Here is a 24,806-nt window from a genome sequence, read left to right as displayed (position 1 = left end):
GTCATCTTTGAGAAACCCGCACAGGACAACATACAACATGTTGAGGTGGAAAAACGGATGAACAAGAATATCTCAGTTATTGGAATGCCGATGGATTTAGGACAAGCACGACGCGGAGTGGACATGGGCCCGAGCGCCATCCGCTATGCGCATCTCATTGAACGGTTATCTGACATGGGGTATGCGGTGGAAGACTTAGGCGACATCCCCGTCAATCGTGAAAAACTCAAAAATGATGAAGAGCTGAAAAATCTGAACTCTGTGCTCTCGGGGAACGAGCAGCTCGCCCAAAAGGTGGACAGCGTCATTGAGAATGAGCGGTTCCCTCTCGTCTTGGGCGGCGATCACAGCATCGCGATCGGAACGCTGACAGGAACGGCAAAGCACTATAAACAGCTCGGCGTCATCTGGTACGACGCGCACGGCGACTTAAACACCCTGGAAACATCGCCGTCAGGCAATATTCACGGAATGCCGCTGGCCGTCAGCCTCGGCGTCGGGCACGATACGCTGGTGAACCTGGGCGGGTATGCCCCGAAAATCAAGCCGGAGAACGTCGTCATCATCGGCGCGAGATCGCTTGATGAAGGCGAGCGTGAGTACATTAAGGAAACAGGCATGAAGGTCTATACGATGCATGAGATTGACCGCCTCGGCATGACAAAGGTCATTGAAGAAACCATTGACTACTTGTCAGACTGTGACGGCGTTCACCTCAGCCTTGACCTCGACGGCCTTGATCCGAGCGACGCGCCCGGCGTAGGCACACCTGTCGTCGGCGGCATCAGCTACCGTGAAAGCCATTTGGCAATGGAGATGCTGTATGATGCCGACATCATCACTTCAGCTGAATTTGTGGAAGTCAACCCGATCCTCGATCACAAAAACAAAACCGGCAAAACAGCGGTCGAGCTGGTGGAATCTTTGTTAGGAAAAAAACTATTATAAAATATGCGCCTCCGCACCTGCGGAGGTTTTTTTGTTGCCACGAGGAAACTAGCGGGCTGCCACCCTCTTTTTGAACCTGTAAATATGATATATTTATTACACAAAATGGGAAAGGGAGGTGTCCTGACAGATGGCTGAAGTGATGGCCCACGAAACAGTTGCGAAAAAAATCAGTGACTGGTATGAGGAAATCAAAAAGCACAACACCGAATCGGCTGAGGCGTTAAGAGAACAACTGCTTACGGATCTGCAAAATATGACACAAAATCAAACGGTGCTCCTTTATTTTAATTTAATTGATTCCCGCTACAAGCTTTTGATGGAAGAGTATGAGAAAACAGACGGCATTTTAAAAACGATCCAGCTGAACGCCGATAAAGAAAAAACAGATCAGATGATTCAATACTACTATTATTTCTTTTCCGGAATGCACGAGTTTTACCGTAAACGGTTTATGAACGCCATTAATTTTTACCGGATTGCTGAAAGCAGGCTCCGGCACATACCGAATGAGATTGAAAGAGCCGAGTTTAATTATCAAGTGGCGATTGCCTACTATGAAATCCGCCAAAACTACTTTGCGATGAACCACGCGGAAAAAGCGTTGGAGATCTACAAAGCCAATGAAATGTACGCGGTCAGAGAAGCACAGTGTTTAATGGTGATCGGCTGTAACAGAATGGACTTGTTTCACTACCAGAAAGCCGAAGAGCTCCTGCAGACGGCGGTTCATCAAGCCGCCAAAGCGGGCGATCCGCATATTGAGGCGCTCGCCCACTTTAACGCAGGCATTTGCTATGAAAGACAGGAAAAGCTTGAGGAGGCGCGGGTCGAGTTTGAAACGGCTCTCGATCAAAAGGAGCATTTGCAATCAGCGTATTCGGTGCGGAGTCTGTACATGCTGGCCAGAGTGTTATTGAAACAGGAACAGACGGATGAGGGCCGGTTTTGGCTGCATAAAGCGCTGAATGCCGCTGAAGAAAAAAACGAGCCCGTATACACCGAAAAGCTGCGCATCTTACAGCATGTCTTTATTGACAACAATGAAGAAGCGCTTGAATCAGCTTTCGCCGAGTTAAGAAGGAAAGAGCTGTGGAGTGACGTTTCCGACTTGTCGTATCAGGCCGCGGCGCATTTTAAAAAACAGGAGAAATACAAACCGGCGGCGAAGTATTTTCAGGAATCAATTGATGCCAATGACCAAATTTTGAGATTAACGGAGGGGATTCGTAATGAAAACATGTAAATTCATTGTACTCTCAGCAGCCTTGGCAAGTCTCATTTCGATTGGATTATTTGCACAAACTGGTTCAACGGCACAAGCCGACCAAATCATAAAACCGGCGGAAAACGGAGCCTTCGGATAATACTGCATGATATCGCTTTCGTGTAAGGAGTGATTCAATGGCTATCACGCTGCAGCCGATGACAGGACAAGAGTTTCAGTCCTATCTCGCTCATTCAACCAAGCATTACGCTGAAGAAAAGGTAAAAGCGGGAACGTGGCTGCCTGACGAAGCGCCGGAATTAGCGGAGCTGGCGTTTGAAGACCTGCTTCCAGACGGCTTGGAGACAGCCGATCACTATTTATGGACGCTGACATTGGACGGAAAGGAAAATGCTGGCTGGTTGTGGCTGCACGCCGATCCGGACCACCCGCAGCAGGGCGCATTTATTTATGATTTCGGCCTTCATCCGCCTTTCCGCGGCAAAGGCTATGCAAAAGAGGCGCTCGCAAGGCTGGAGGACAAAGCCAAAGACCTGGGTGTCCGCAAGATTTCTCTCCATGTGTTCGCTCATAACGAAACGGCGCGGAAGCTGTATGAGAAGACGGGATTTCTGGAGACGGATGTCATCATGAGCAAAAAGCTGTCATGAAAAGAGGCCCGCACGATGGGCCTCTTTTGTTATTCATCTAACAATGTCATCATTTGTTCCGGATAACGCTCGCCGGCCGCCGTTCCGATCGGAAACATCTCATCCAACCGCGCCTTCACATCCTCCGGAAGCACAATGTCGAGAGCGGCGAGGTTCTCTTCCAAGTAGTGTTTCTTTTTTGTACCCGGAATCGGAATGAGGTCATCGCCGTTTGCGAGAACCCATGCGAGCGCAAGCTGAGGCGCGGTGATATTCATTTCCCGGGCAATGGCGGTAAGTTTTTGGACGAGCCCTATATTCACCGCCAAATTGTCTCCCTGGAATCTCGGCGTTCTTCTTCTGTAATCATCGGCATCCAGCTGCTCGGTCGACGTCATCTTTCCGGAAAGAAAACCTCTGCCGAGCGGACTGTAAGGCACAAATGAAATGCCGAGCTCACGGCAGGCGGGCAGCACATGCTCCTCTGCTTCCCTGCTCCATAAAGAATATTCCGATTGAAGCGCGGCAATCGGGTGAATGCGGACGGCGCGCCTGATCGTTTCTGCGGAAGCCTCTGACAATCCGATATATCTCACCTTTCCTTCGTCTATCAGCTCCTTCATGGCGCCGACGGTTTCTTCAATCGGCACCCGCGGATCAACCCGGTGCAGATAATAAAGGTCGATATAATCCGTCCCAAGGCGTTTCAGACTGGCGTCACACGCTTTTTTCACATAATCGGGCCGTCCGTTAATTTCGATAAACTCACCCTTTTCGCTTCGGACATAACCGAATTTCGTCGCGAGGTAAAGCTCCTTTCTGAATGGGGCGAGTGCTCTGCCGACAAGCTCTTCATTTGCACCCAATCCATATTGATCAGCCGTATCAAACAAATTCACGCCGAGATGAACGGCATGATGCAGGGTGGAAATCGACTTTTCCTCACTCTGGCTGCCATAGTATTCCGACATGCCCATGCACCCTAACCCCATTGCGGAAACCCGCATCGAACCGATCGTTCTGTCCTTCATATGTCCTCCCCCTTTCTTGTATGATAACCGGATTTCCTGATATTTGAAAATGATTTATGCATATGATTTACATATTGTTATAAAATTTTTAAAAATCTGTAAATTATCTATTTTTTTATCGCAATTCCGTCATATAATACAAATGTGGAAAAATTATACTCAAAGAAAAGAGGCGAAGTAATATGTGTAAAAAGCTGTTCAAAGCCGTCCTCCCGTTTGCCCTGTCATTCACCATGGTTCTGTCATTCTCCGGTATGAATGTAAAAGCGAAAGAAACAGAAACAGCCCGCTACGCAAAAGAAATCGCAGAGCTTCAGCAGGGCACGACTCCTCAAGACGTTCTCCAATCCGCCAAAGAGCTTGCCAAACAGAAGCACGTTTCAACAGAAGCAATTCTCAAGCAGTTTCATCAAGAAATCACGGCAGACAAGGTGCAGGGAAATGTAATCGCTTCCAAAGAAGGGCTCTCTGCGATGGGCGGATCGTCAGGAACCAAAAAACTTCCGAAAAGCACAAAAGGCAATATTTATTACACGAACTCATACACCGCTTATTACAACCACGGGCATGTCGGCATGTATTCATCCGCTGATAAAATTGTGGAATCCGTGCCGGGAGACGGTGTCCGCCAGATTGCTTATAACGGCAGAGAAGTCGAAGACAATTCAATCGTTCAGACCGTGAAAGTTACCGATGCCCAAAAACAAGCCGCCGCTGACTGGGCTGTATCAAGAGTCGGTGATGAGTACTCCTTCAACTTCGTCAATAACAGAAATACGGGCCATGAAGGCGCCAAAAACTGCTCAAAACTGCTGTGGTCGGCATTCCTCTTAAAAGCCGGGATTGATATCGACTCTAATGGCGGCTTAGGCGTATACCCGCGCGACATCACAAGCTCGTCCTACACGACCACGATTCTGACCATTCACTAAGGAGAACAACGTGAAAAAAATCATCTGGATACCCTTAGTGATCATCGCCGCCGCAGCGGTTTTATGCTTCTTCTATTTCCGCACGGAAGACCCTGCGGAGGTTGCGAGAGACACATTAAATGACCCTGATTTTCTGAAAGATAAAGAGGCGCTGCTGTACTTCTCCACGGCGGCTGATCAAGACACGTTCGGCGGCGGAAAAAGCTACGCCCTCTTCGCCGATGACAAAGGACGGCTTTCTTCTTATCACATGAAGGGGCTTGAGCTCGGATCGGCCAAAGTGCATGACGGCAGCGTGCTGCTGGAGGACAAAAAAGGAATCTACACCGTTCAAAATGGCCTTCACACATATAAAAGAGCGTACCAGCATACGGGAGACAGCGCGGGATATATCGAACGGGCGAAAGGCTTTTACACGCTGTATAATTCGGGCTACGACAAGAGCGGCGGCAGCTATCGCTCAGAGCTGTACCGCCAGATGGACGGCAGGTGGAAGCAAGACGTCATTCCGCACTATATCCGCGCTTCAGGCTTTTTTAAAGATCATCTTTTCGCGCTCACGCCGACAGATGACGAAAAAGGCTATCACGTCCAAGACATTCAGGCTGATAAAGAGAAGCTCCATACAAAATCAATCGCGACGTGGACGTATAAAGAAGGCACGTCTGTCGAATCCCAGCTCGCCGCGGACGACAGCGCCGTCTGCTTTGTCACCAGAGGGGAAAAAGCAGATCACATCTATCAAATGGTGAAAGTCATGAAAAACAGCGACGCCATCAAAACGTATGACATCGCCGCTTATAAAAATGACGAACAGACGATCTATGACTCCATGCCGTTCAGCTTCAAAAAAAGCTTTTTCATGGAGCGGCGCAGCTTCTATTTCGTTGACGGCTTCGGAAACGTGTACCGCATCAACCCTGAGACCGGAAAAAGCAAAAAGGCCTTCAAGCTCTCCGCATCACGAATGAAAGCCGACTTTAAAGAGCTGACCCATCAAAACGGAAAGCTGTATCTGTTTACGTACAGCTACAAAAAGCCCGCCAAAATCGAATCCTTCGACCTGAAAACGGGCAAAAGGCTGAACGACCTGACCATCCCGAACCTGAAAGATATCGTGACGCCGAAAAGCCATCTCAAGCTGTATGATGTGCAGGTGATGGGTGGGTTTTGAAGAGTATAAACATTTCGGAAGAGCTTACCGCTTTCGGTAAGCTTTTTATAATGAAACGTTATCGCAAGAAAGAAGGTGTTCATTTGAAATCATTCAGTATCTTCTTATTGTTGTCCGTCATTTGTATAACCATTGTTTTTGTCATAATGAATATATTGATTGGATACCCTGATGTGAGCAACGGGGCATTGATTATGATTGTATATATCGTTGTGACCCTCTTAATCAGGCTATATAGCAAGAAAAAAGCCGACCGAACATAGAGATAGAGGAATTTGAACCGTAAAAGCAGAAGACAGTCAGATGAAGGAGGGAGCCGATGAAGAAAAAGCTTGCCGCGGTGACTGTCACCATTCTCCTGGTTTCCATAATAACCAACTCTTTTTTAAACGGCGGAAAGCCGGACTGGATCGATGTATGCTGTACGCTGCTGGCGTGTCTATTAGGAATTCTGTTCGTCCTTCGCTTAGAAAAAAGAGAAAACACGTAAAGAGCCGGATGCTGCAAACGCCGGCTCTTTTTGCGCGTGATTTGCCGAATTGTGGATAAAACTCAGCCCGAAGCACTACTAACATGTGTATAAATAGGTTATATTGAAAAGAGAACAATTGCCGCGTGCAAAAGAAAACCGGAGGACGTAACGATGAAAACCGCTTATTATTCTTGTGAAGAACATATCGAAACCGTGCTGGACATGTACATAGATGATCATGAGCTTCCGCCCGAAATCAGAAAAATCGAACATACTAACAGTTTATCCACAGCCTGTGAATTATGTGGGGACACTGCAACATATCTAGTAGGGAACGAATGATCCTACACAAAATACAGAAAAGATATCCACAATTGTGGACAATATATATGAATAACTTGTTTCTAAAGTGGGGATGACCTGTGAATATCAATATTGTGACAATCGGAAAACTAAAAGAAAAATACCTCAAGCAAGGCATTGAAGAATACAAAAAACGACTCTCAGCCTACGCAAAAATCGACATCATTGAACTCCCGGACGAAAAAGCGCCGGAAAACCTGAGCGACCAAGACATGAAAATCGTCAAAGACAAAGAAGGCGATCGCATCCTGGCCAAAATCAGCCCGGACACCCACGTCATCGCCCTTGCCATCGAAGGAAAAATGAAAACATCCGAAGAACTGGCCGATACAATAGATAAGCTGGCGACTTATGGAAAAAGCAAAATCACCTTCGTCATCGGCGGCTCACTCGGCCTAAGCGACGCCGTCATGAAACGGGCAGACGACAAACTGTCATTCTCGAAGATGACATTTCCCCATCAGCTCATGCGTCTGATTTTAGTGGAGCAGATTTATCGCGCGTTTCGGATTAATCGTGGGGAGCCTTATCATAAGTGAGCACATAGTTAGTTAAGGAGAAAGCATCAAAGAATAGTTCAACTTCTTTAATGCTTATTTTGCTTGGAGAATTACCTTTATTAACAATTTATGAATTATAGGGTGTAAAAAGTCTTTTTGTTGTTCTGATGGTTAAGTCCGTAATACATAGAACAAAGCATTTAGTACATAGATGTTCTATTATATGGAATTTTGGTTCGAGAATACAGTTCATCTTTAAAATGAGGAAGAATATCTTGTTCATAAACTATGATAAAATTATGTAATAAAAAGGAGAAAAAGAGTGGTGAGACTAAATTGGTTAAATGAATTTAAATTTGGAATGTATTTTTCTATGGAATACCTCTTGAAGTATGGTTATTTTGATTTTAAATACAAACCAAGGTTGTACAGAGAAGACTATATCCTTTCAAATATGGTATTTAAGAAAGTGTTCAATACTAACGACTTGAACGAGCTATACTTATCTTTGAATGATAAAGTGAAATTTAATTCCTTCAAAGAAACAGTACCTGTTGAGCTGTCAATCTATAAAAACGAAAATGAAAGAAGGGTTCTCAAACTACCTAATATTTATTCTTATATTTGTCTTTGTGAGCATCTTATCGATAACAAAGATAAATATATTGCTATCTTAGGAGCGAGTAACAAGTCATTATCTAGTGAATTTTATAGTTCCTCATTTTTAACAAGTAAGATTAGACGCGAGAATAACCGTATAGGAAAGCGGAAACTATTTAAAACAGACATTCAAAACTTTTATCCTAGTGTGTACACTCATTCAATTCCTTGGGTTTTAGTGGGGAAAACAGAAGCAAAGAGTAAGAAAAGAGACAAAAAAATATATTACAATGCCCTTGATAATCTAATTCAAAGATGCCAGATAGGTGAGACTCATGGTCTCCCCACAGGGAGTTTTGCATCAAGATTAATTGCAGAGATTTATATGTGTAAACTCGATGAAAAATTAAATGGATATGAGTATGTAAGATATGTGGATGATTTTGAGTTTCCATATAATGATGATAGTGAGAAGGATTTATTCTATAAAGACCTTAACAAGGAACTAACTAGTCTAAACTTAAAGATTAAGGTTGAGAAAAATCAAACAGATTCTTTTCCTTTCCAGGATGGAAATAATTCAGCCTTCTTTTTCGATTATTTTTCTAATGATGATGGAGCAGTCAAGACTCAACGAAAAAGAATTTATAATTTTATTGAAGAGTGTATCTTTAAAGAAAGAGAAGGGTACAAGGGTTCCCTAAAATTAATGTTCCAAGCGTTAAAAGATAGCATAAGTAAAGATAAATTGGATAGAGAAGCATTTACAATGCCTATGTTGAACAAGCTGTTTAATCTAGTTTTAATGCAACCTGACTTAACCGTTAATTATTTGGAGTTTTTGGATGTTTTGAACAAACATGATGAAGTGAGATTCGGTATAAAAGATATAAAGAGAGAAATTCAAAACAATATTAATAGATACATAGATCTAGGCTTTAGCCAAGAGTTATACTCATTGTTTAGTATTTTCTATTATCTAGACATATTAATTGTTTGTCCAATAGAACAATTATTAGAAACTATATTGAAAATGGATGATTTAAGTTCTACCTTAGCTTTTGAAATCTTATTACAAGGTGAAAATAATATCAATGATGAGTTGTTTGAAACGTTAGAATCGAAACTCGAAAACTCAACTTCATGGCAAGAAGAGCATTGGTTCTTTAAGTATCATATTATCAATAGAATAAATTCAGATAAAAGGAAAAAACTGTATTTGAAATATAAAGATTATCTATACAAGAAGTATGCTAATGGAGTGAAACAATCTATCTTCTTTAATGCTGATAAATTAAAAAAAGTAGAATCTCCAATCAATTATGCATGGCAACATGAAAATAGTGACCAGGACATTACAAAGTTCTTTAAAGAGCTATTAGCGAATAAAGTGAGTTTCGTTAATGTGCGCTAATTAAGAGACACTTATTAAGTGTCTTTTTTAAATAGGGGGTCCTTCTTACCAATATGACTGCCTTTTTTAACATAGATTGCATATGCTGTTCTACTTCTGCACCTTTTAGCTATTTCTATGTAATGAGGGAGAGAAAATAACATTTATAAATGTTAACAAATAATACTAAAGGAGAGGTTCAGAGTGGGTAGGAGTAAGCAAAAAAAGAAGAAGGATTATTAGAGCGTAAAAAGAGAAAAAGAAGTCTCGGGTAGATTGTTCGCTTTTAATCTAGTTAATGCACCAATAAAGATGAGTGGTATAAAAGATAGGTATGCTTACCAATCTAATATGCACAATCTTATTTATAAAGGTGCTGTTTTTGAAAATATATAAATTATAAAGCATCTAACATTACCTACTGTAACTTTAAGGATACAAAAGTTACGGGGGTAGATTTTATTAATGTAAATTTAAAGAGAACAAATTTTAGAGGTGCAATACTAAAAGATGTAATCTTTTTTAGTGCTAATTTAAAGGCATAGATTTTAAAGAAGTAACATTCAATAACGTGACTTTCATAAATACAAATTTGAAGAACGCTAAAAATTTAATTGTGAATAAGAAAGTAACGGTAATTGATAGTTATCCCCAATTAGTTTTAACGGATGAATTATTGGAGACAGTATATCGACTATCAGAATATCTGATATATATAATTATCATGTTCTTCATGTGAAAAAGAACAAGGTCAATAAATGGTATTTATATATACTATTGAAGAAGTATTCTGAAAGAGATTTGATTAGAGGATTTAAAGCACTGGAGAAATAAAAAAAGATTCTACACACTTTTTAGCATTCAACGCTTTCTGAATGCATAAAAATAGATATTTGATATAATTATATTGTCCTGCCCCAGATGAAGGAGACTTCGGAATGCCAAGAGAAGAATGGGGACAATGTAATTTGGCTAGTATTCAAGGGGGGGGGACTATGGTAAATAACATCAACATTTATTGCATTTGGTGGGTTTCTGTTAGGGTTACTTTTAAATAGTTCCATCCTACCTCGATTACTCGGGATTTAAAATTTAGGTATAACAATGTCCTATCTTATGAAATATGATGAATATGGTTTTCTTTAAAGATCTTTCAACTAAGTAAAAGACTATTACATAGTGGATGGGAGTATACATATGTTTAAGAATCTGATTTATTTCGATAATATTAAAATAGCAGAATACGGAGCATTACTAGAGGGGAAAAAGCATGTAGCCATTAGAAATGTTAAAGTAAGCTCTAATAAATCAGCTAGTGCTAAAATTCCTCTAGTTTCAGCGGCGATTAATGGAAATAATGAAATGGAAGGCGTAATTGTTGAAAACCTTTTACTTGATTGCAATGAGTTTGAAGAATTGCTTGCCGATAAAGGAACGGATAATTATTTTAATTTTTTAGAAGATGACTATGATTCCGAGACGATTCCAAGAACATCTATTGTAAGGTTTGAGGGTGGATTTAAGATTCCAGAAGAGTTTGATATGATGGATTTGATCAATCAATTTAAACCTATGTTATCATCAAGCATGGATATTAAGAATGATAAAGAAGAAGAATTATTCAACAAGATATTTGCTAAAGAAAGTACTAAAATACCTGCGTTTCTTGATAGTGACAGCTTTAACAACAGAATAGGTTTTGCTAAACTTAATTCGCAAAACTTACTATATGAGTTAGAACATCTAGAGGATTTTGAAGATGAAGATGTAACTATAATTGCAAAAGTTTTATCGAGGAAAGATGTTAAACAAAATAAGCCTATTGTTTTATTCGATATTATGAAAGATTTACTTTCTTTGAGCCGGGGGATTAGACGTCAAGTAGGGCAAGAACAAATGAGTGGGTTAAATAGCATTGAAAGTAATGAGGACGTTATTATATTTGAAGTCTTGGCAATCTATCAGTAATAGCATGTAAACTATTTTTGGACCACTTTAAAATGACTGGTCTTTTCAATTAATTTGTTAACAATATTTTATTATCTAGGCTTACTATGTTAATTAGTATCATGGAGTCGTATCCTAAATAAATACCTAAAATTAAATTCGAATAAATATATATAAAGTGTCCAAAGAATATTTTTTATATTTAAGTCTTAAATACAAAAAAAGAATTGATGATAGTTCTCATTCTGCCTAACTGCAGTCTCATGTTTCCTAAAGCCCCTTTACTGCAAAGAGTCGTCAACAATATATCATTTATTTACTAATGCTTGCCCAATCCCAAAAAGAAGCCGTCATTCAAGAATCCTCCTTTGAACAACAGCTTCTTCCGCTTTTTCCACACGACAGTATAAATCCCTTTCCGTCACGGAAACCTAGTGGAAAAGGTTTCTGAAAGGAGGGGGCGTATGATGAAAAGTGAAAAAATTCAAAACAAAACATCTTTGGTTTGGAAGATGGCGATTGCATCTGCTGTTTCTTGGGAAGCGGCAAAACTAGTTGGCTCTGATCACCCCTATTTAGCGCCTCTGTCTGTTATTTTATGTTTGCAGCCAACGATAGATCAGTCAATTCGCTTTTCTTTTCATCGTATTGCGGGAACTGCAATTGGGGTCATGCTAACATCCTATCTTGTCAGTCACTTGCCAATGAATGGCTGGATGCTGGGGCTGTTCCTATTAGGCGGTACTTACATTGCCAAGTTGTTGCGAATAGATGTAACGGTTTTACATCAGGTAGCGCTCACCATTTTATTGGTATTTACCTTTGAACGAAACGCTAAAGATTATGCATTCGACCGAATCATCGATACGGTGATCGGCGTCATCATCGCCATTCTGGTTCACATGTTCCTTTTTCCGCCGGACTACACAAAAAAGGCAGCGGACTCTTTTCAAACATTGGCTCGTCAGCTTTCCGGCACACTTTCAGACCTTTCCAAATGGGTGCAATCAGAGTGGGGGCAAGGAAAAGGGAACCTTATGGCGTATAGAATGAACAATCTTCTGCAAGAGCTGCATATGACAAAAGAGATGCTGCAAACAGCCTCTGACAGTTTAAAATTCAACCCCGTCAGAAAAAAACATAAAATCATCATTTCAAGCTATCAAATTGAGATGCAAAAGTTGAACGCCGGATTTGAGTATTTATCAAATATAGTGAAAACGTTAAAAGAATGGGAAAAAGAGGGGGAGTTATCTTCAAGTGACAAAATAGAGCTGGGGAATGATTTACAAGTGTTAAGTGAATACTTTGCGGGTTTTAAAGGCATACAGCAGGGTGAAACAGACAATTGGAAACAGAAGGAACAGGACATGTTATTGGAATCTCTCCGTTCCGACATACTGTCGCACCCGCCGCCCGGTCATAAGGTCTATAAAGACTCTTTTTTTTTAGAAACGAAGAAATTGCTGAAGCGTTTGTAATGTTTTCTGGAATTAAAGAATACGGATATACAGATGCAGATATGATCAGGTAAAACGGGGGACATGAAATGGATGATATACACCGGATTTTGGATGTCATCGCCACTTCTAAAAAAGCTAAGGTACTGGCTACCATTATTAAAACAGAGGGGTCCGCTTATAAGAAAGAAGGGGCCTCCATGCTGATTTTAGGGGACAAAACAAGAGTCGGAATGTTATCCGCCGGTTGTCTGGAAGAAGATCTCGTTGAACGGTCGGAACAGGTCTGGACTGCAGGAGAGCCGTTGATTGTCCGCTTTGATATGAGCGCGGAGGACGATTTATCCTGGGGACAAGGCGTTGGCTGTAATGGTGTTTTGACGGTTTTACTTGAGCCTGTAAAAGGAGAATTGGAAAGACATCTGATGACAGTCAAGACATGCTTAGATGAAAAAAAGTCTGTGACCCGAATGAAACGATTCACTAAAACGTTAGAGCTGAAGGAAGATCTGTACATAGTGGAAGACGGCAGCGTGTTTGGAACCGGGGATGTTATGGAACAAGGCCGTATTCAAAAACTGAGACAGACGGAAAAGGGAATCAAGAGGGATGAACATACCTCTGATTTATTTTTTATCCATCAGATGGTGCCAAAACCTTGTTTATATGTCTTCGGAGCAGGGGAAGATGCGAAGCCGTTAGTTTCGTTGGCAGCTGGCACTGGCTTTCATGTGACGGTGATTGACTGGCGTCCCGCTTTATGTCATCACGGCCATTTTCCTGAAGCCGGCCATTTGATAACAGGGGCACCGGAAGAAGTCATGGAAGGCCTGAGCATGACAAAAAGAGATTTTGTTGTCATTATGACACACAGCTTTCAAAAAGATCAGATCATTTTACATACATTAAAAAACGAGAATGTGTTTTATAAAGGTGTATTAGGCCCTAAAAGGCGCACTGAACGGCTATTAGGCGGAGCTGAGATTCCGGAGGATATTCATTCCCCTATCGGACTTCCCATCGGGGCACAGGGCCCTGAAGAGATTGCTGTAAGCATTGTTGGCGAGATGATTAAAGAAATGCGAAAACAAAGGTCTCGCTTATGAAAACAGCAGCCATTTACCTGGCAGCCGGTACAAGCAGACGCATGGGGACGGATAAGCGCAGTTTATTTCTCAATGGCGTCTCTCTGGGAAGTATAGCTCTTAAAAATGCCTTGTTATCTGAATTAGATCATATTTTCGTTATTACGGGAAAGGGAGATTCACTGCATTGGCTTTCGGATTTTTTCTTTTTAGACCCCATATCAAGCAAGTGGAGCCAGGCAGAATGTGAGCAAGCGGGTAAAGGCCAAGGCCATTCTATACAATGCGGTGTGAAAAAAGCGGCAGAGTACGAGGCTGACGCCGTTATCATTCTCCTTGCAGATCAGCCGTTTGTCACCGCAGATATCATCAATACGTTAATTGATTCCTATCAAAAGGAGCACCGTTATTTATTTATCTCCGCTGAAAATCAATATCTTCCTATGCCCCCCATTTTATTCTCAAATCAATGTTTTCCGGTATTGCTTCAGTTAAAGGGAGATCAGGGCGCCCGGCATGTCATCCGTGAAAGTATGATCAATATGGGAAAAATGATCAGCTTTCAAGACCCTTTGCTTTTTTATGACGTCGATACAGTTGAAGATTATACGCTGCTGCTGAATAAATTCGGGGAGTGAATGAGTTGGAGTATATCGGGAAGAGTGTCATTCGAAAAGAGGCCCTTGAAAAAGTGACGGGTAAAGCGAAATATACGGATGATTTTCAAGAAACAGGCATATTACACGCAAAAATGCTGGTCAGTCCATATGCGCATGCCGATATTGTGTCTATGGACTTTTCAGAAGCTTGGAAGATTCCCGGCGTGAGAGCGATATTGGGTGATGAACCTTTTCCGCTTGCAGGTGAAGAAATTAAAGACAGATCGCCGATTGCCTATAAAAGGGTCAGATACCATGGTGAGCCGGTTGCTGTTGTTGTAGCGGAAAATCCAATTACAGCTAAAAAGGCAGCGGATGCCATCAAAGTATCCTATAAACCTCTTCCCGTCGTCAATTCCCCCCGTGAGGCCTTTCAAAAGGATGCGCCGCTCGTCCATGAACATGCGGACCGCTATGAGAAGACAAAAGGTGTATTCCCGGTTCCGAAGACAAATATCGCAAACCTGGATAAGGTTAGAAAAGGAAATATTGAAGATGGGTTTAGGGAAAGTGATGTGACAGCAGAATTCCAAATTTCCTTTAACCCTTCTGATCACGCTGCGATGGAAACAAGATGCTCGATTGTTGAAATTCGGGCGGATGAGGAGATTATCATTACCACATCCTCTCAAGCTCCTTTTGCCATTAAAAAATTAATGGAGTGGTATTTTGGAATTGAACCCGGAAAGGTGATCGTCAAAACGCCTTTAGTAGGAGGAGCGTACGGGGGAAAAGCAGCCGTTCAGTTAGAGGTGATTGCCTATTTGGCATCAAAAGCAGTCGGAGGCCGGCCCGTCAAATTGTTTAATACGAGAGAAGAGGATCTGATCACATCTCCCGTTCATATCGGGTTGGATGCCATTGTCAAATTAGGGGCTGCAAAGGATGGAATCTTAAAGGCGGCGGACATTCAGCTTTTATTTGATGGCGGAGCGTATTCTGATAAAGGAGTGGACATCAGCCGGGCTGCGGTGGTTGATTGTACGGGTCCGTACGCGATCGATCATATACGGTGTGATTCATATTGTATGTATACGAATCATCCATATCCAAGTGCATTCAGGGGCTACAGCCATGCTGAAGTGTTATTTGCCTTTGAGCGGACGATGGATGTATTGGCGGAAAAGCTGAACATGGACCCATTAGAACTCCGCTATAAAAATGCCATTCGCCCCGGTGACACCACACCGACTCAAGTTCTTCTCAATTCAAGCACGGTCGGAAATGTGCCGAAGTGCATTGAAAGATTGAAGGAATTAATGAATTGGGACGAGGGACAGCGAATTGAAATCGATGGCCGGAAGATACGGGCGAAGGGAATCAGCTGCATTTGGAAAACCTCAACATTTGATACAAATGCAACGTCCGGGGTGATTCTAACCTTTAATCCCGATGGAAGCATTAATTTGATGTCAGGGGTAGTGGAAATTGGAACAGGGACAAAAACGGTGCTAGCCCAAATCTTAGCGGAACGAATGAAAATGGATATAAGCAAAATTCACGTAAAAATGCTTATAGATACACAAACAACACCCGAGCATTGGAAAACCGTGGGGAGCAGAGGGACGTTAATGGCCGGAAGAGCCGTACTGAATGCAGCGGAGGAAGCCATTCGAAAGCTGAAAGACGTGGCATCATGTGTATTGCGGGTTCCTGTCGAGGAATTGGAAGTGGCCGACGAAAAGGTTTATTTTATAGATCATCCTTCTGTACATGTTGAAATAAAAGACATTGCTTACGGATATACCTTTCCAAATGGAAATACCATTGGCGGCCAAATCATTGCGAGCGGCAATTACACATTAACCCGGATGACGAATTTAGACCGGGAAACGGGAAGAGGGAAGCCGGGACCCGAGTGGGCTGTCGGTGCTCAGGGAATTGAAGTTGAGTTGGATAAACGGGATTATACGTATCGAATTACAAAAGCCTATTCTGTTGTGGATATAGGAACTGTACTGAATGAAAAAGCTGCTAGGGGTCAAGTGATGGGGGGGATGAGTATGGGAATCGCATTTGGAGGAAGAGAAACCTTTGTATTTGATTCATATGGCAGAGTATTAAATCCTCAGCTTAGAACATACCGCCCCCTTCACTATGGAGAGCAGCCTGAATATATCATTGAATTTGTTGAAACCCCGCATGTGATTGCCCCTTATGGAGCGCGCGGAGGCGGGGAACAAGGACTGTTGGGGATGCCGGCAGCATTGGGAAATTGCCTTTCCGCCGCTTTAGGTGTCCAATTGAATCAACTTCCTCTCATTCCCGAACGATTATGGAGGACGCAAGAGGGGTGGAAAGATGATACCGTTTGATTTCGACTATTTTAAACCGAAGACCATTCAAGAAACAATCAATCTATTTCACTCGCTTGCGGCCGAGAAGAAAACACCAATGTATTATTCCGGCGGCACGGAAATTATCACGTTAGGAAGGCTGAATATCATCTATACGGATGCGGTGATAGATCTGAACGCGCTTCCGGAATTTCAAACCATCCGCTTTTATGAAAATGATCTGGTGATCGGAGCGGGCGTGTCATTAACGAAACTGGAGGAAGAAAATCCATTCCCGCTATTAAGTAAAACAGTCAGTGAAATAGCCGATCGGACGACTCGAAATAAGATCAGCATGGGCGGAAACATTTGCGGGGGCATCTATTACCGTGAGGCCGTGCTGCCGTTGCTGATTTCTGATAGTTTGATAGGGATTGCAGGGAGAGCGGGGATTCATTACCGTCCCATAAATAAAGTATTTAACAAGGAAATACAATTGCAAAAAGGTGATTTTTTATTTCATGTCGTTGTCGATCGAGCGTACGTTGACCTGCCATTTGTCAGTATCAAAAGAAGACAGCAGTGGAATGTCGGATATCCATTGGTGACAGTCTGTGCGCTGAAAAAAGATGATGAGATCAGAATGGCCTTCAGCGGCGTATGTCCATTTCCGTTTCGTTCTGCTGAAATGGAGGCTGTGCTTAACGATAAAAACCGATCAGCAGAAGAAAGAGTGCGCAGGTCTTTACAGTATGTACCCAAACCCGTTCTTGATGACGCAGAAGGCTCAAGTGAATACCGAATATTTGTCTTGCAAAATACAATTTTAGATGCCTTACGGGAATTAGAAGGAGGTCCAAATGTCTGATCCTATTACGTTGAAAGTAAATGGCGAGGAAAGACAGATTACGGTCAGGCCGGCTGATACTTTGTTATTTGCTCTTCGTCTTCGTCTCGGATTAACTGGTGCAAAGCCGGGCTGCTTAAATGGGGATTGCGGCGCCTGTACGGTATTAACGGACGGGGTGCCGATGAAATCTTGCTTAATGCTTGCGGCAGAAGGGGAAGGAAAGGACATTACGACAATTGAAGGACTGATCAATACGCCGATTCAAAAGGCTTTTATTGAAAAATTCGCGTTTCAATGCGGTTATTGCACACCGGGTTTTCTCATGAATTGTCATGCTTTAGTGAATACTGAGCCGAATGCAAGTGATGACACGATAAAAAATTGGCTGGAGTCCAATATTTGCAGATGTACGGGTTATAGGGAGATTGAAGAAGCGGTTAAATCGGTTTTACATACAGGGAAACCGTAAAAAAAGAGCCCAGAGAATCATCCCTGAACTCCATATTCTTCACTTCATATACCGATACTCCCGCAGTTTCTCCAAAATCGCCACTTCTTTCATCAGTTCTTCACCGACGTTTGTTTCTTTCACTTTCTTCCGCTCCAGCTCTTTGTCGACTAATCGTTTCACTGTTAAGACGTCGGTTCCGGTGCTCAGCACTTCGGCCTTGGAGTTAAAGTGTTTATGGGCGACGAGCTGCATGCCGTAGGAGTTGTATAAGAGCGTGTAGCCGGCGATGCCTGTTGTGGATTGGTAGGCTTTGGAGAAGCCGCCGTCGATGACGATCATTTTTCCGTTTGCCTTGATCGGATCTTCGCCTTCGATTTCTTTTACCGGTGTATGGCCGTTGATGATATGGCCGTGATCCGGGTTGAGGCCGAATTCCTTCAGGATGTTTCGGCAGGCTGCTTCGTCTTCACGCAAATAGTAATACGGGTTTTTCTTTTCTTTATGCGTTTCCTTCTCTTTAATGAAATACCGCTCAAAGGTTGTCATGGCGCGTTTTCCAAAGAGGGAGGAGTATTCGCCTGTCCATAAGTACCACGTCATATCTGTCGCCAGATCATCGGTTTCTTCCGGATGGGCAAACGCTTCACGTAAGAACCGTTCAAATACATCGAGCAGCTCACGGCCCGCATAAGCTTTATCCTCTATCATCATCGTTTCCATGCTGCCGTTTTCATCGACGGGAATACAGCCGTGAATCAGCAGGTTGCCGTTATATTTTAAATAAAGGCTGCCTTTTTTCATCATAAAATTCATATGTCGGCCCAGTTTTTCGGAGTTCTGAACAGAGAACAGCAGCTTGTCCATGACTTCTGCTTCTTCCTCTAACAGCTCGTCAGGCTGTTTGGGATTCACCGTCGCAAAGCAGGTGTTTTCCAGTTGATATGTTTTTCCGTTCAGCGTGATTTCATTGCGGTCATAATCGATCTTTTCCAGTAACAGCCGTTCCTCCATATTAAAGTTCGGCCGTCTCTTAATAATCGGGCTCTCAAGCTTAAATTGGATCATCGCAATCGCCTGATGAATTTTTGTGATTTGTTTAATCTCATCTTCCGGTCTGTTTTCGTCCGCTTTCGGGCGGAAAGACGGGTTATCATCGTAATATTTTTCAGCAAGGTTCAATAGCGGTCTCAGATTGATGCCGTAAACGTCTTCAATAATATCCAGATTGTCATAGCGGGCACAGATGCGGATAATGTTTGCCAGGCATACTTTTGAGCCGGAATAAGCGCCTATCCAGAGAACATCATGATTCCCCCATTGAATATCCACTGAATGATAGTTGATCAGTTCTTCCATGATCTTATCCGGCTGCGGTCCGCGGTCGTAAATATCGCCGACAACATGCAGATGGTCGACCACCAAACGCTGCGTGCTGTAGGCAAGGCCGGTGATCAGCTTATCGGCCTGGCCGAGCGCAATGATCTGTTCTATGATTTCGGAGTAGTATTGTTCCTTGTTGGCGGCTTGTTCTGTTTTGTACAGCAGCTCTTCAGAAATATAAGCAAATTGGGCGGGCAGCGCTTTGCGCAATTTGGAGCGGGTGTACTTGGAAGAACAATAAGAAACGAGCTTAATCATCCGGTGAATCGTTTCTTTATACCACTCGTTTAATGCCTCTTTCGTATCAAAGTCATGTTTGATCAGCTGCAGTTTGTCCTCAGGATAATAGACTAAAGCCGTCAGTTCATCAATTTCTCTATCGTAAATGACGCCGCTGAAAATATCGCGGATCTTCTCTTTTACCCTTCCTGAACCGTTCCGCAGCACGTGCTGGAATGCCTGATACTCCCCGTGCAGATCACTGACGAAATGCTCGGTTCCTTTCGGCAGGTTCAGTATCGCTTTCAGATTAATGATTTCCGTGACCACTTTTTCTTCACAATCGTATTTTTGTGCGAGCAGATCTAAATATTTCGTTTCCAATCTCGTCCATCCCCTTTTTATTTACGAGCAATTGTATGGTAAGGTGAATTTAAAGTATGACATAATGTTTATTTCATTAGACCTTATATGATAGTACCGCATAACGCCTTTTTGAGACAATGAAAACGGAAAATACGCGCTTCAGGCATCAAAAATTGGACCGGGATAACGCCGTGCAGCTCATCCCTCTATTGACAATGCATTCAACTTCCATTAAAATAAAAAGTTAGCTGATAGGTATTTCTATCAGAAACTCAATACGTAGCAGGCTATGATTGCTGTGGGTCGAACTACAGCAGGAGCGGCTTCTGGAGAGACCGCGGGTTTTCCGCGGCGCCGAAGGGTTCACAATCTCAGGCAAAAGGACAGAAGAGTACCGAATATGTATTTGTCATGCTGTTGATTGTCAGCGGCGCAGATATAATTTGATATTCTTATGACCATGAGATTGGAGGGCATCCAATCTCTTTTTTTATTGGCTTTTTTTGCTCGTCGTTCACTAGAGAGGTAAGGAGGAGTCAGATGTGGAGCAGCGAGAGCTAAAGAGGGACTTATCGAATCGGCACGTGCAGCTGATCGCCATTGGCGGCACGATCGGCACCGGATTGTTTTTAGGGTCCGGTAAGGCGATTCAGCTGGCGGGTCCTTCTATCATCTTTGCGTATTTTATTGTAGGTATTGCGCTTTTTTTCGTCATGCGGGCGCTGGGAGAACTGCTGTTATCTAAAGCGGGCTACCAATCATTAACGGATATTGCCGAGGCGTATTTAGGGCCGCGTGCAGCGTTTGTCACCGGCTGGACCTACTGGTTTTGCTGGATTATGACGGCTATGGCGGATGTGATCGCCGTCGGTGTGTATGTGAAATATTGGTTTGATATTCCGCAGTGGATTCCGGCACTTATCTGTTTGCTCATTTTATTAGGGCTTAATCTGTTAACGGTTAAGATTTTTGGAGAATTGGAGTTTTGGTTCGCCTTAATTAAGGTAGTCACGATTCTCGCGTTAATTGTCATCGGTGTCGTTCTGCTGGTGATTGGGTTCAAAACGCATACCGGAACGGTTTCAGCGGCGAATCTGTGGGAGCACGGCGGCTTGTTTCCGAACGGATTTTCAGGCTTTTTGCTTTCGTTCCAGATGGTGATCTTCGCCTATGTCGGTGTGGAATTAGTGGGTGTGTCGGCGGCGGAAACGTCAAATCCGAAAAAAAATATTCCGTCCGCTATCAATAAAATTCCATTGCGGATTTTATTTTTCTACGTCGGGGCATTGCTCATTCTTTTATGTATTAATCCGTGGATGCAGCTGAATGCGGCGGAAAGTCCTTTTGTAAAGACCTTCAGTCTGGTCGGCATTCCGTTAGCCGCGGGAATCATTAATTTTGTCGTATTAACGTCTGCCGCTTCTGCTTGTAACAGCGGGATGTTTTCAACAAGCCGGATTTTGTATAACTTAAGCAAAACGAAACAGGCGCCTGCAAGTTTTGCGAAGCTGAATAAAAATCATGTGCCGAGCCGCGCATTATGGATATCGGTTATTGTGCTGTCAGCTGGCGCTCTTTTAAGCAAATTGATACCGGAAGCGGCCTTTGGCATCGTGACCACCATCAGCGCGATTTGTTTCATTTGGGTGTGGGGCGTGATTCTGGTCTGTCATATCAGATACAGGAAAACCCGTCCGGACTTACACGCAAGCTCGTCTTTCAAGGCGCCGTTTGCGCCGTTTATCAATTACGCCGTGCTGGCGCTGTTTGCCGTCATTCTGGTGATTATGCTGTTTGCGGATGCAACGCGCCCGGCTTTGCTGCTGACGCCGCTGTGGTTTATTGGATTATTTCTTATCTATCGGGCGAGAGGGAGAAAGACAGATTGAATTGCTTCAGACGGTGTACTGCCATGCAGTATGCCGTTTTTTGTTTTGATTGGAAAGCGAGAATATTTGTTAGAAATCAGGCTATAATGATTGTATAATTTAAAAAAATTGTGTAATTTTAAATTAAGCGAGGTGATAATATGAAGTATGAGAAGTTATCTAAGCTTTTTTATAAAATGGATGCTGATTCATATGAGAAAGAATTTAAAAAGAGAACAAGCAGCTATGGCAGTTATTCAACATCATTAAACATACGGGGGTTCCGAAAAGGCCGACCCACGGAAGATTCATTTGAGCTATTTTATGTGAATACACATAAACTCATGAAGCTGAATAATGAAGTGTTGTTAAACAGTTCCAAAATTTCATCCCTTATCAGTCAGCTCCCTGAATTTGCTGTCAAACCTTATTTTGATAAATTAATTATTAATGAAGCACAAAGTAATAATGAAATTGAAGGAATCCGCAGTACAAAAAAAGAATTGAAAGAGGCTCTTAAAGCGTTAGAACAATCCGAGCCCTCACATAAGCGGTTTGTCGGATTGATGAAAACATATCAATTTATAGACCGAATTCCGTCGTTTACAAGCATTCATGACTTTAGGGAATTATACGACGAGCTGGTTGCAGATGAAATCGGAGCGGAAGATGCGCCGGATGGTGAGCTATTCAGAAAAGGCTATGTTGAAGTGAACGATGGGAACATGACCACCCATATCGGCGTCAATTCTGAACAGAAGATAACAGAAGCGCTTGAGGCTTTAATTGCTTATCTTCATGATGAAACACATCCCCAGCTGTATCGTTACATGACAGCTCATTACTACTATGAATACATTCATCCTTTTTATGACGGCAATGGAAGAACAGGACGCCTTATCGTTGGGAGTTATTTGTCCCGATACTTAGAAAAATATTCAGCCATCACTTTTTCTTACGCAGTTAATAAGAATAAAGATAAGTATTATAAGGCATTAGAGGAAATTCCCGCACCTTTAAACCGGGGAGAGCTGACTTTTTATTTAATGGATATGCTGGAATTGCTTCTGTCAGGACAAAAAGGAATTATTGAGGATCTTGAATTTAATTTAATGAAACTGAAACGAATTAGGAACTATATTGATAGCGATCAATGGGCTGATTATAAAGATGAACGTGATATTTTTAATATCATTATCACGATTAATGTATTTGTAAATGATCAGGTTACGCTGTCGGTGCAAGATTTAATGGAGCTCTCAAATAAATCGAGACATAAAATTAACAGAGTAATGGATTATTTAGAACAGCAAGGATTTGTTGAGCTGGTAAGCAGAAGGCCAAAATCTTATAAAATCAGCGAGGATTGTTTAGAGGAAATACTGCCTTCTTAATTAGTATATTTAAAAAAGCCGCCATTCATATGGCGGCTTTCACATTAATTCCGGATCAAATAATCAAATGCGCCTAAAGCGGCAGTTGCACCTGATCCCATGGAGATAATGATTTGGTTGTACGGGCCGTCTGTGCAGTCCCCTGCGGCAAATAGGCCGGGAACGCTTGTCGCGCCGCTCTTATCAACGATGATTTCGCCGATGCGGTTGCGTTCGACCGTTTCGTCTAACCATTCTGTATTAGGCACGAGGCCGATTTGGACGAATACACCTTGGAGTTCAACGTGTTTTTCTTCGCCTGTTTCACGGTCAACGAACGTAATGCCGTTTACGTTTTGGTCGCCTGTGATTTCTTTCGTTTGTGCATTTTTGTGCACAGTGACGTTTGGCAGGCTGTAAAGACGTTTTTGCAGGACTTCGTCTGCTTTCAGTTCAGGCGCGAATTCCAGCACAGTCACGTGATTGACGATACCTGCAAGGTCAATCGCCGCTTCGATTCCGGAGTTTCCGCCGCCGATAACGGCTACGTCTTTGCCTTCAAACAATGGTCCGTCACAGTGCGGGCAGTAAGCGACACCTTTGTTTTTGAACTCTTGCTCACCAGGTACGTTGACATTGCGCCAGCGGGCACCTGTTGAAAGGATCACTGTTTTACTTTTCAGTACAGCGCCGTTTTCAAGTTCAAGTTCGAAGAGGTCTTTTTTCTCAAGGCGTTTCGCGCGCTGAAGGTTCATGACGTCAATATCATAATCTTTCACGTGCTCTTCAAGGCTTGCAGCGAGCTTCGGTCCTTCAGTCGCTTTGACGCTGATGAAGTTTTCGATGCTCATGGTGTCGAGTACCTGGCCGCCGAAGCGTTCAGCGACGACACCGGTGCGGATGCCTTTACGCGCCGTGTAGATCGCCGCGCTTGCGCCGGCAGGTCCGCCGCCGACAACAAGAACGTCAAACGGCTCTTTGTCGGCAAACTCAGACGCATCTGCGCCGCTGCCCATTTTTGCGAGAATCTCTTCGATGGTCATACGGCCGCTTCCGAAAGATTCACCGTTTAAGAATACAGTCGGAACAGCCATAATGTTTTTGCTTTCCACTTCTTCTTTGAATGCCGCGCCGTCAATCATTGTATGAGTGATATTCGGGTTGAGCACGCTCATCATGTTTAATGCTTGGACGACATCAGGGCAGTTGTGGCACGTCAGGCTGATATAAGACTCAAAGCGGTATTCTCCGCTAATGTTCTTAATCTGGTCAATGACCTTTTGATCAGCCTTAGGCGCTCTGCCGCTGACTTGAAGCAATGCCAGCACTAATGATGTAAATTCGTGGCCGAGAGGAACACCGGCGAATGTAACGCCTGTGTCTTCTCCGGTACGATTAACGCTGAAGCTCGGTGTTCTGTTTAATTCAGTTTTTTCAACTGAAATTTTAGATGACATGGAAGCCAGCTCGTCAACGAGAGCCAGCATGTCCTTAGAAGTGTCATCGTCACCGGCGCTTACTTTGAGAACAATGTCGTTCTCAATTAGCTGCATGTATTGATTTAATTGTGCTTTGATATTTGCATCAAGTACCAATGGAATG

The 24,806-nt window shown here is 43.0% G+C and carries 23 protein-coding genes and 1 riboswitch; of the genes, 20 read left to right on the top strand and 3 right to left on the bottom strand.

The features are described from left to right. Nucleotides 1-57: 57 nt before the first annotated feature. The 4 genes from rocF (at nt 58) to JNUCC22_RS18755 (ending at nt 2,826) form a co-directional block, all read left to right on the top strand. Nucleotides 58-948, top strand: a complete 891-nt coding sequence (gene rocF, locus JNUCC22_RS18765) for an arginase (protein ID WP_007407883.1) — start codon at nt 58-60, stop codon at nt 946-948. Nucleotides 949-1,078: 130 nt separating this feature from the next. After that, nucleotides 1,079-2,194 carry a response regulator aspartate phosphatase gene (locus tag JNUCC22_RS18760; RefSeq protein ID WP_216062000.1) on the top strand — a complete coding sequence of 372 codons (1,116 nt, stop codon included), beginning with the start codon at nt 1,079-1,081 and terminating at the stop codon, nt 2,192-2,194. Next, nucleotides 2,181-2,315, top strand: coding sequence for a hypothetical protein (locus JNUCC22_RS19655; protein WP_004393139.1), 135 nt, complete (start codon nt 2,181-2,183; stop codon nt 2,313-2,315). The genes JNUCC22_RS18760 and JNUCC22_RS19655 overlap by 14 nt, the downstream gene beginning before the upstream one ends. A gap of 37 nt (nt 2,316-2,352) precedes the next feature. Further along, a complete protein-coding gene (locus tag JNUCC22_RS18755) occupies nt 2,353-2,826 on the top strand; it encodes a GNAT family N-acetyltransferase (RefSeq protein WP_033574290.1) in 474 nt (157 codons plus the stop codon). Nucleotides 2,827-2,855: 29 nt separating this feature from the next. Here the strand turns inward: JNUCC22_RS18755 and JNUCC22_RS18750 are convergent, their stop codons facing one another. Further along, nucleotides 2,856-3,836, bottom strand: coding sequence for an aldo/keto reductase (locus JNUCC22_RS18750; protein WP_033574291.1), 981 nt, complete (start codon nt 3,834-3,836; stop codon nt 2,856-2,858). A 182-nt stretch (nt 3,837-4,018) separates the two neighbouring features. On the opposite strand from JNUCC22_RS18750, the gene JNUCC22_RS18745 reads away from it, so the two are divergent. From JNUCC22_RS18745 to JNUCC22_RS18680, 14 genes are all read left to right on the top strand, one after another. Next, nucleotides 4,019-4,768 (top strand): YiiX/YebB-like N1pC/P60 family cysteine hydrolase, encoded by a 750-nt coding sequence (locus tag JNUCC22_RS18745; protein WP_007407878.1) that lies wholly within the window; start codon nt 4,019-4,021, stop codon nt 4,766-4,768. Nucleotides 4,769-4,778: 10 nt separating this feature from the next. After that, complete coding sequence (locus JNUCC22_RS18740) at nt 4,779-5,942, top strand: hypothetical protein (RefSeq protein ID WP_216061999.1); 1,164 nt, start codon at nt 4,779-4,781, stop codon at nt 5,940-5,942. A 319-nt stretch (nt 5,943-6,261) separates the two neighbouring features. Continuing rightward, nucleotides 6,262-6,432 (top strand): hypothetical protein, encoded by a 171-nt coding sequence (locus JNUCC22_RS18735; protein WP_168796716.1) that lies wholly within the window; start codon nt 6,262-6,264, stop codon nt 6,430-6,432. A gap of 153 nt (nt 6,433-6,585) precedes the next feature. Continuing rightward, complete coding sequence (locus JNUCC22_RS18730; protein WP_004393147.1) at nt 6,586-6,756, top strand: CxxH/CxxC protein; 171 nt, start codon at nt 6,586-6,588, stop codon at nt 6,754-6,756. Between the two features lie 80 nt (nt 6,757-6,836). Next, nucleotides 6,837-7,316 carry a 23S rRNA (pseudouridine(1915)-N(3))-methyltransferase RlmH gene (gene rlmH, locus JNUCC22_RS18725; RefSeq protein ID WP_033574293.1) on the top strand — a complete coding sequence of 160 codons (480 nt, stop codon included), beginning with the start codon at nt 6,837-6,839 and terminating at the stop codon, nt 7,314-7,316. 286 nt (nt 7,317-7,602) lie between these two features. Further along, a complete protein-coding gene (locus JNUCC22_RS18720; RefSeq protein WP_139337727.1) occupies nt 7,603-9,291 on the top strand; it encodes an RNA-directed DNA polymerase in 1,689 nt (562 codons plus the stop codon). 371 nt (nt 9,292-9,662) lie between these two features. Then, on the top strand, nt 9,663-9,815 hold the full coding sequence (locus tag JNUCC22_RS19720; RefSeq protein WP_079978483.1) for a pentapeptide repeat-containing protein: 153 nt from the start codon (nt 9,663-9,665) through the stop codon (nt 9,813-9,815). Nucleotides 9,816-10,467: 652 nt separating this feature from the next. Then, nucleotides 10,468-11,238 (top strand): DUF6414 family protein, encoded by a 771-nt coding sequence (locus tag JNUCC22_RS18710; protein ID WP_038460511.1) that lies wholly within the window; start codon nt 10,468-10,470, stop codon nt 11,236-11,238. Nucleotides 11,239-11,681: 443 nt separating this feature from the next. Next, nucleotides 11,682-12,698 carry an FUSC family protein gene (locus JNUCC22_RS18705; protein ID WP_038460509.1) on the top strand — a complete coding sequence of 339 codons (1,017 nt, stop codon included), beginning with the start codon at nt 11,682-11,684 and terminating at the stop codon, nt 12,696-12,698. Nucleotides 12,699-12,766: 68 nt separating this feature from the next. Further along, entirely contained in the window at nt 12,767-13,783 is a 1,017-nt protein-coding gene (locus JNUCC22_RS18700; protein ID WP_038460506.1) for an XdhC family protein, read from the top strand. Beyond that, the gene (locus tag JNUCC22_RS18695; protein ID WP_038460504.1) at nt 13,780-14,400 is read left to right on the top strand and encodes an NTP transferase domain-containing protein; all 621 of its coding nucleotides are present in this window, start codon (nt 13,780-13,782) and stop codon (nt 14,398-14,400) included. Before JNUCC22_RS18700 ends, JNUCC22_RS18695 begins: the two co-directional genes overlap by 4 nt. A gap of 5 nt (nt 14,401-14,405) precedes the next feature. After that, a complete protein-coding gene (locus JNUCC22_RS18690) occupies nt 14,406-16,736 on the top strand; it encodes a xanthine dehydrogenase family protein molybdopterin-binding subunit (protein ID WP_216061998.1) in 2,331 nt (776 codons plus the stop codon). Continuing rightward, on the top strand, nt 16,723-17,565 hold the full coding sequence (locus JNUCC22_RS18685; protein WP_191974000.1) for an FAD binding domain-containing protein: 843 nt from the start codon (nt 16,723-16,725) through the stop codon (nt 17,563-17,565). The genes JNUCC22_RS18690 and JNUCC22_RS18685 overlap by 14 nt, the downstream gene beginning before the upstream one ends. Continuing rightward, nucleotides 17,558-18,016: a (2Fe-2S)-binding protein gene (locus JNUCC22_RS18680; RefSeq protein ID WP_015418586.1), complete on the top strand. Its 459-nt coding sequence runs from the start codon at nt 17,558-17,560 to the stop codon at nt 18,014-18,016. Before JNUCC22_RS18685 ends, JNUCC22_RS18680 begins: the two co-directional genes overlap by 8 nt. A gap of 39 nt (nt 18,017-18,055) precedes the next feature. Here the strand turns inward: JNUCC22_RS18680 and fbp are convergent, their stop codons facing one another. Beyond that, nucleotides 18,056-19,981 carry a fructose-1,6-bisphosphatase gene (fbp, locus tag JNUCC22_RS18675; RefSeq protein ID WP_007407862.1) on the bottom strand — a complete coding sequence of 642 codons (1,926 nt, stop codon included), beginning with the start codon at nt 19,979-19,981 and terminating at the stop codon, nt 18,056-18,058. Between the two features lie 298 nt (nt 19,982-20,279). Next, nucleotides 20,280-20,360, top strand: a riboswitch (glycine riboswitch). 145 nt (nt 20,361-20,505) lie between these two features. On the opposite strand from fbp, the gene JNUCC22_RS18670 reads away from it, so the two are divergent. Both JNUCC22_RS18670 and JNUCC22_RS18665 read left to right on the top strand, forming a co-directional pair. Further along, on the top strand, nt 20,506-21,852 hold the full coding sequence (locus JNUCC22_RS18670) for an amino acid permease (RefSeq protein ID WP_007614904.1): 1,347 nt from the start codon (nt 20,506-20,508) through the stop codon (nt 21,850-21,852). Between the two features lie 140 nt (nt 21,853-21,992). Next, nucleotides 21,993-23,225 (top strand): Fic family protein, encoded by a 1,233-nt coding sequence (locus JNUCC22_RS18665; RefSeq protein ID WP_038464495.1) that lies wholly within the window; start codon nt 21,993-21,995, stop codon nt 23,223-23,225. Between the two features lie 44 nt (nt 23,226-23,269). Here JNUCC22_RS18665 and ahpF read toward each other — a convergent pair whose 3' ends face one another. Beyond that, nucleotides 23,270-24,799, bottom strand: coding sequence for an alkyl hydroperoxide reductase subunit F (gene ahpF, locus JNUCC22_RS18660; RefSeq protein ID WP_007614902.1), 1,530 nt, complete (start codon nt 24,797-24,799; stop codon nt 23,270-23,272). Between the last annotated feature and the right edge of the window lie 7 nt (nt 24,800-24,806).

Source organism: Bacillus sp. JNUCC-22, from assembly GCF_018861275.1.
Taxonomy (GTDB): domain Bacteria; phylum Bacillota; class Bacilli; order Bacillales; family Bacillaceae; genus Bacillus; species Bacillus velezensis.
The sequence above is the reverse complement of the archived record's forward strand: the minus strand, read 5'-3'. Positions and strand labels throughout refer to the sequence as shown.

What these genes read in the sequence shown, in the direction of transcription:
- JNUCC22_RS18755 (WP_033574290.1), top strand. Translation starts at nt 2,353, where the DNA reads ATGGCTATCACGCTGCAGCCGATGACAGGACAAGAGTTTCAGTCCTAT.
- JNUCC22_RS18665 (WP_038464495.1), top strand. Translation starts at nt 21,993, where the DNA reads ATGAAGTATGAGAAGTTATCTAAGCTTTTTTATAAAATGGATGCTGAT.
- JNUCC22_RS18730 (WP_004393147.1), top strand. Translation starts at nt 6,586, where the DNA reads ATGAAAACCGCTTATTATTCTTGTGAAGAACATATCGAAACCGTGCTG.
- JNUCC22_RS18700 (WP_038460506.1), top strand. Translation starts at nt 12,767, where the DNA reads ATGGATGATATACACCGGATTTTGGATGTCATCGCCACTTCTAAAAAA.
- JNUCC22_RS18695 (WP_038460504.1), top strand. Translation starts at nt 13,780, where the DNA reads ATGAAAACAGCAGCCATTTACCTGGCAGCCGGTACAAGCAGACGCATG.
- JNUCC22_RS18685 (WP_191974000.1), top strand. Translation starts at nt 16,723, where the DNA reads ATGATACCGTTTGATTTCGACTATTTTAAACCGAAGACCATTCAAGAA.
- JNUCC22_RS18750 (WP_033574291.1), bottom strand. Translation starts at nt 3,836, where the DNA reads ATGAAGGACAGAACGATCGGTTCGATGCGGGTTTCCGCAATGGGGTTA.
- JNUCC22_RS18760 (WP_216062000.1), top strand. Translation starts at nt 1,079, where the DNA reads ATGGCTGAAGTGATGGCCCACGAAACAGTTGCGAAAAAAATCAGTGAC.
- JNUCC22_RS19655 (WP_004393139.1), top strand. Translation starts at nt 2,181, where the DNA reads ATGAAAACATGTAAATTCATTGTACTCTCAGCAGCCTTGGCAAGTCTC.
- JNUCC22_RS18710 (WP_038460511.1), top strand. Translation starts at nt 10,468, where the DNA reads ATGTTTAAGAATCTGATTTATTTCGATAATATTAAAATAGCAGAATAC.
- JNUCC22_RS18745 (WP_007407878.1), top strand. Translation starts at nt 4,019, where the DNA reads ATGTGTAAAAAGCTGTTCAAAGCCGTCCTCCCGTTTGCCCTGTCATTC.
- rocF (WP_007407883.1), top strand. Translation starts at nt 58, where the DNA reads ATGAACAAGAATATCTCAGTTATTGGAATGCCGATGGATTTAGGACAA.
- JNUCC22_RS18680 (WP_015418586.1), top strand. Translation starts at nt 17,558, where the DNA reads ATGTCTGATCCTATTACGTTGAAAGTAAATGGCGAGGAAAGACAGATT.
- JNUCC22_RS18735 (WP_168796716.1), top strand. Translation starts at nt 6,262, where the DNA reads ATGAAGAAAAAGCTTGCCGCGGTGACTGTCACCATTCTCCTGGTTTCC.
- JNUCC22_RS18705 (WP_038460509.1), top strand. Translation starts at nt 11,682, where the DNA reads ATGATGAAAAGTGAAAAAATTCAAAACAAAACATCTTTGGTTTGGAAG.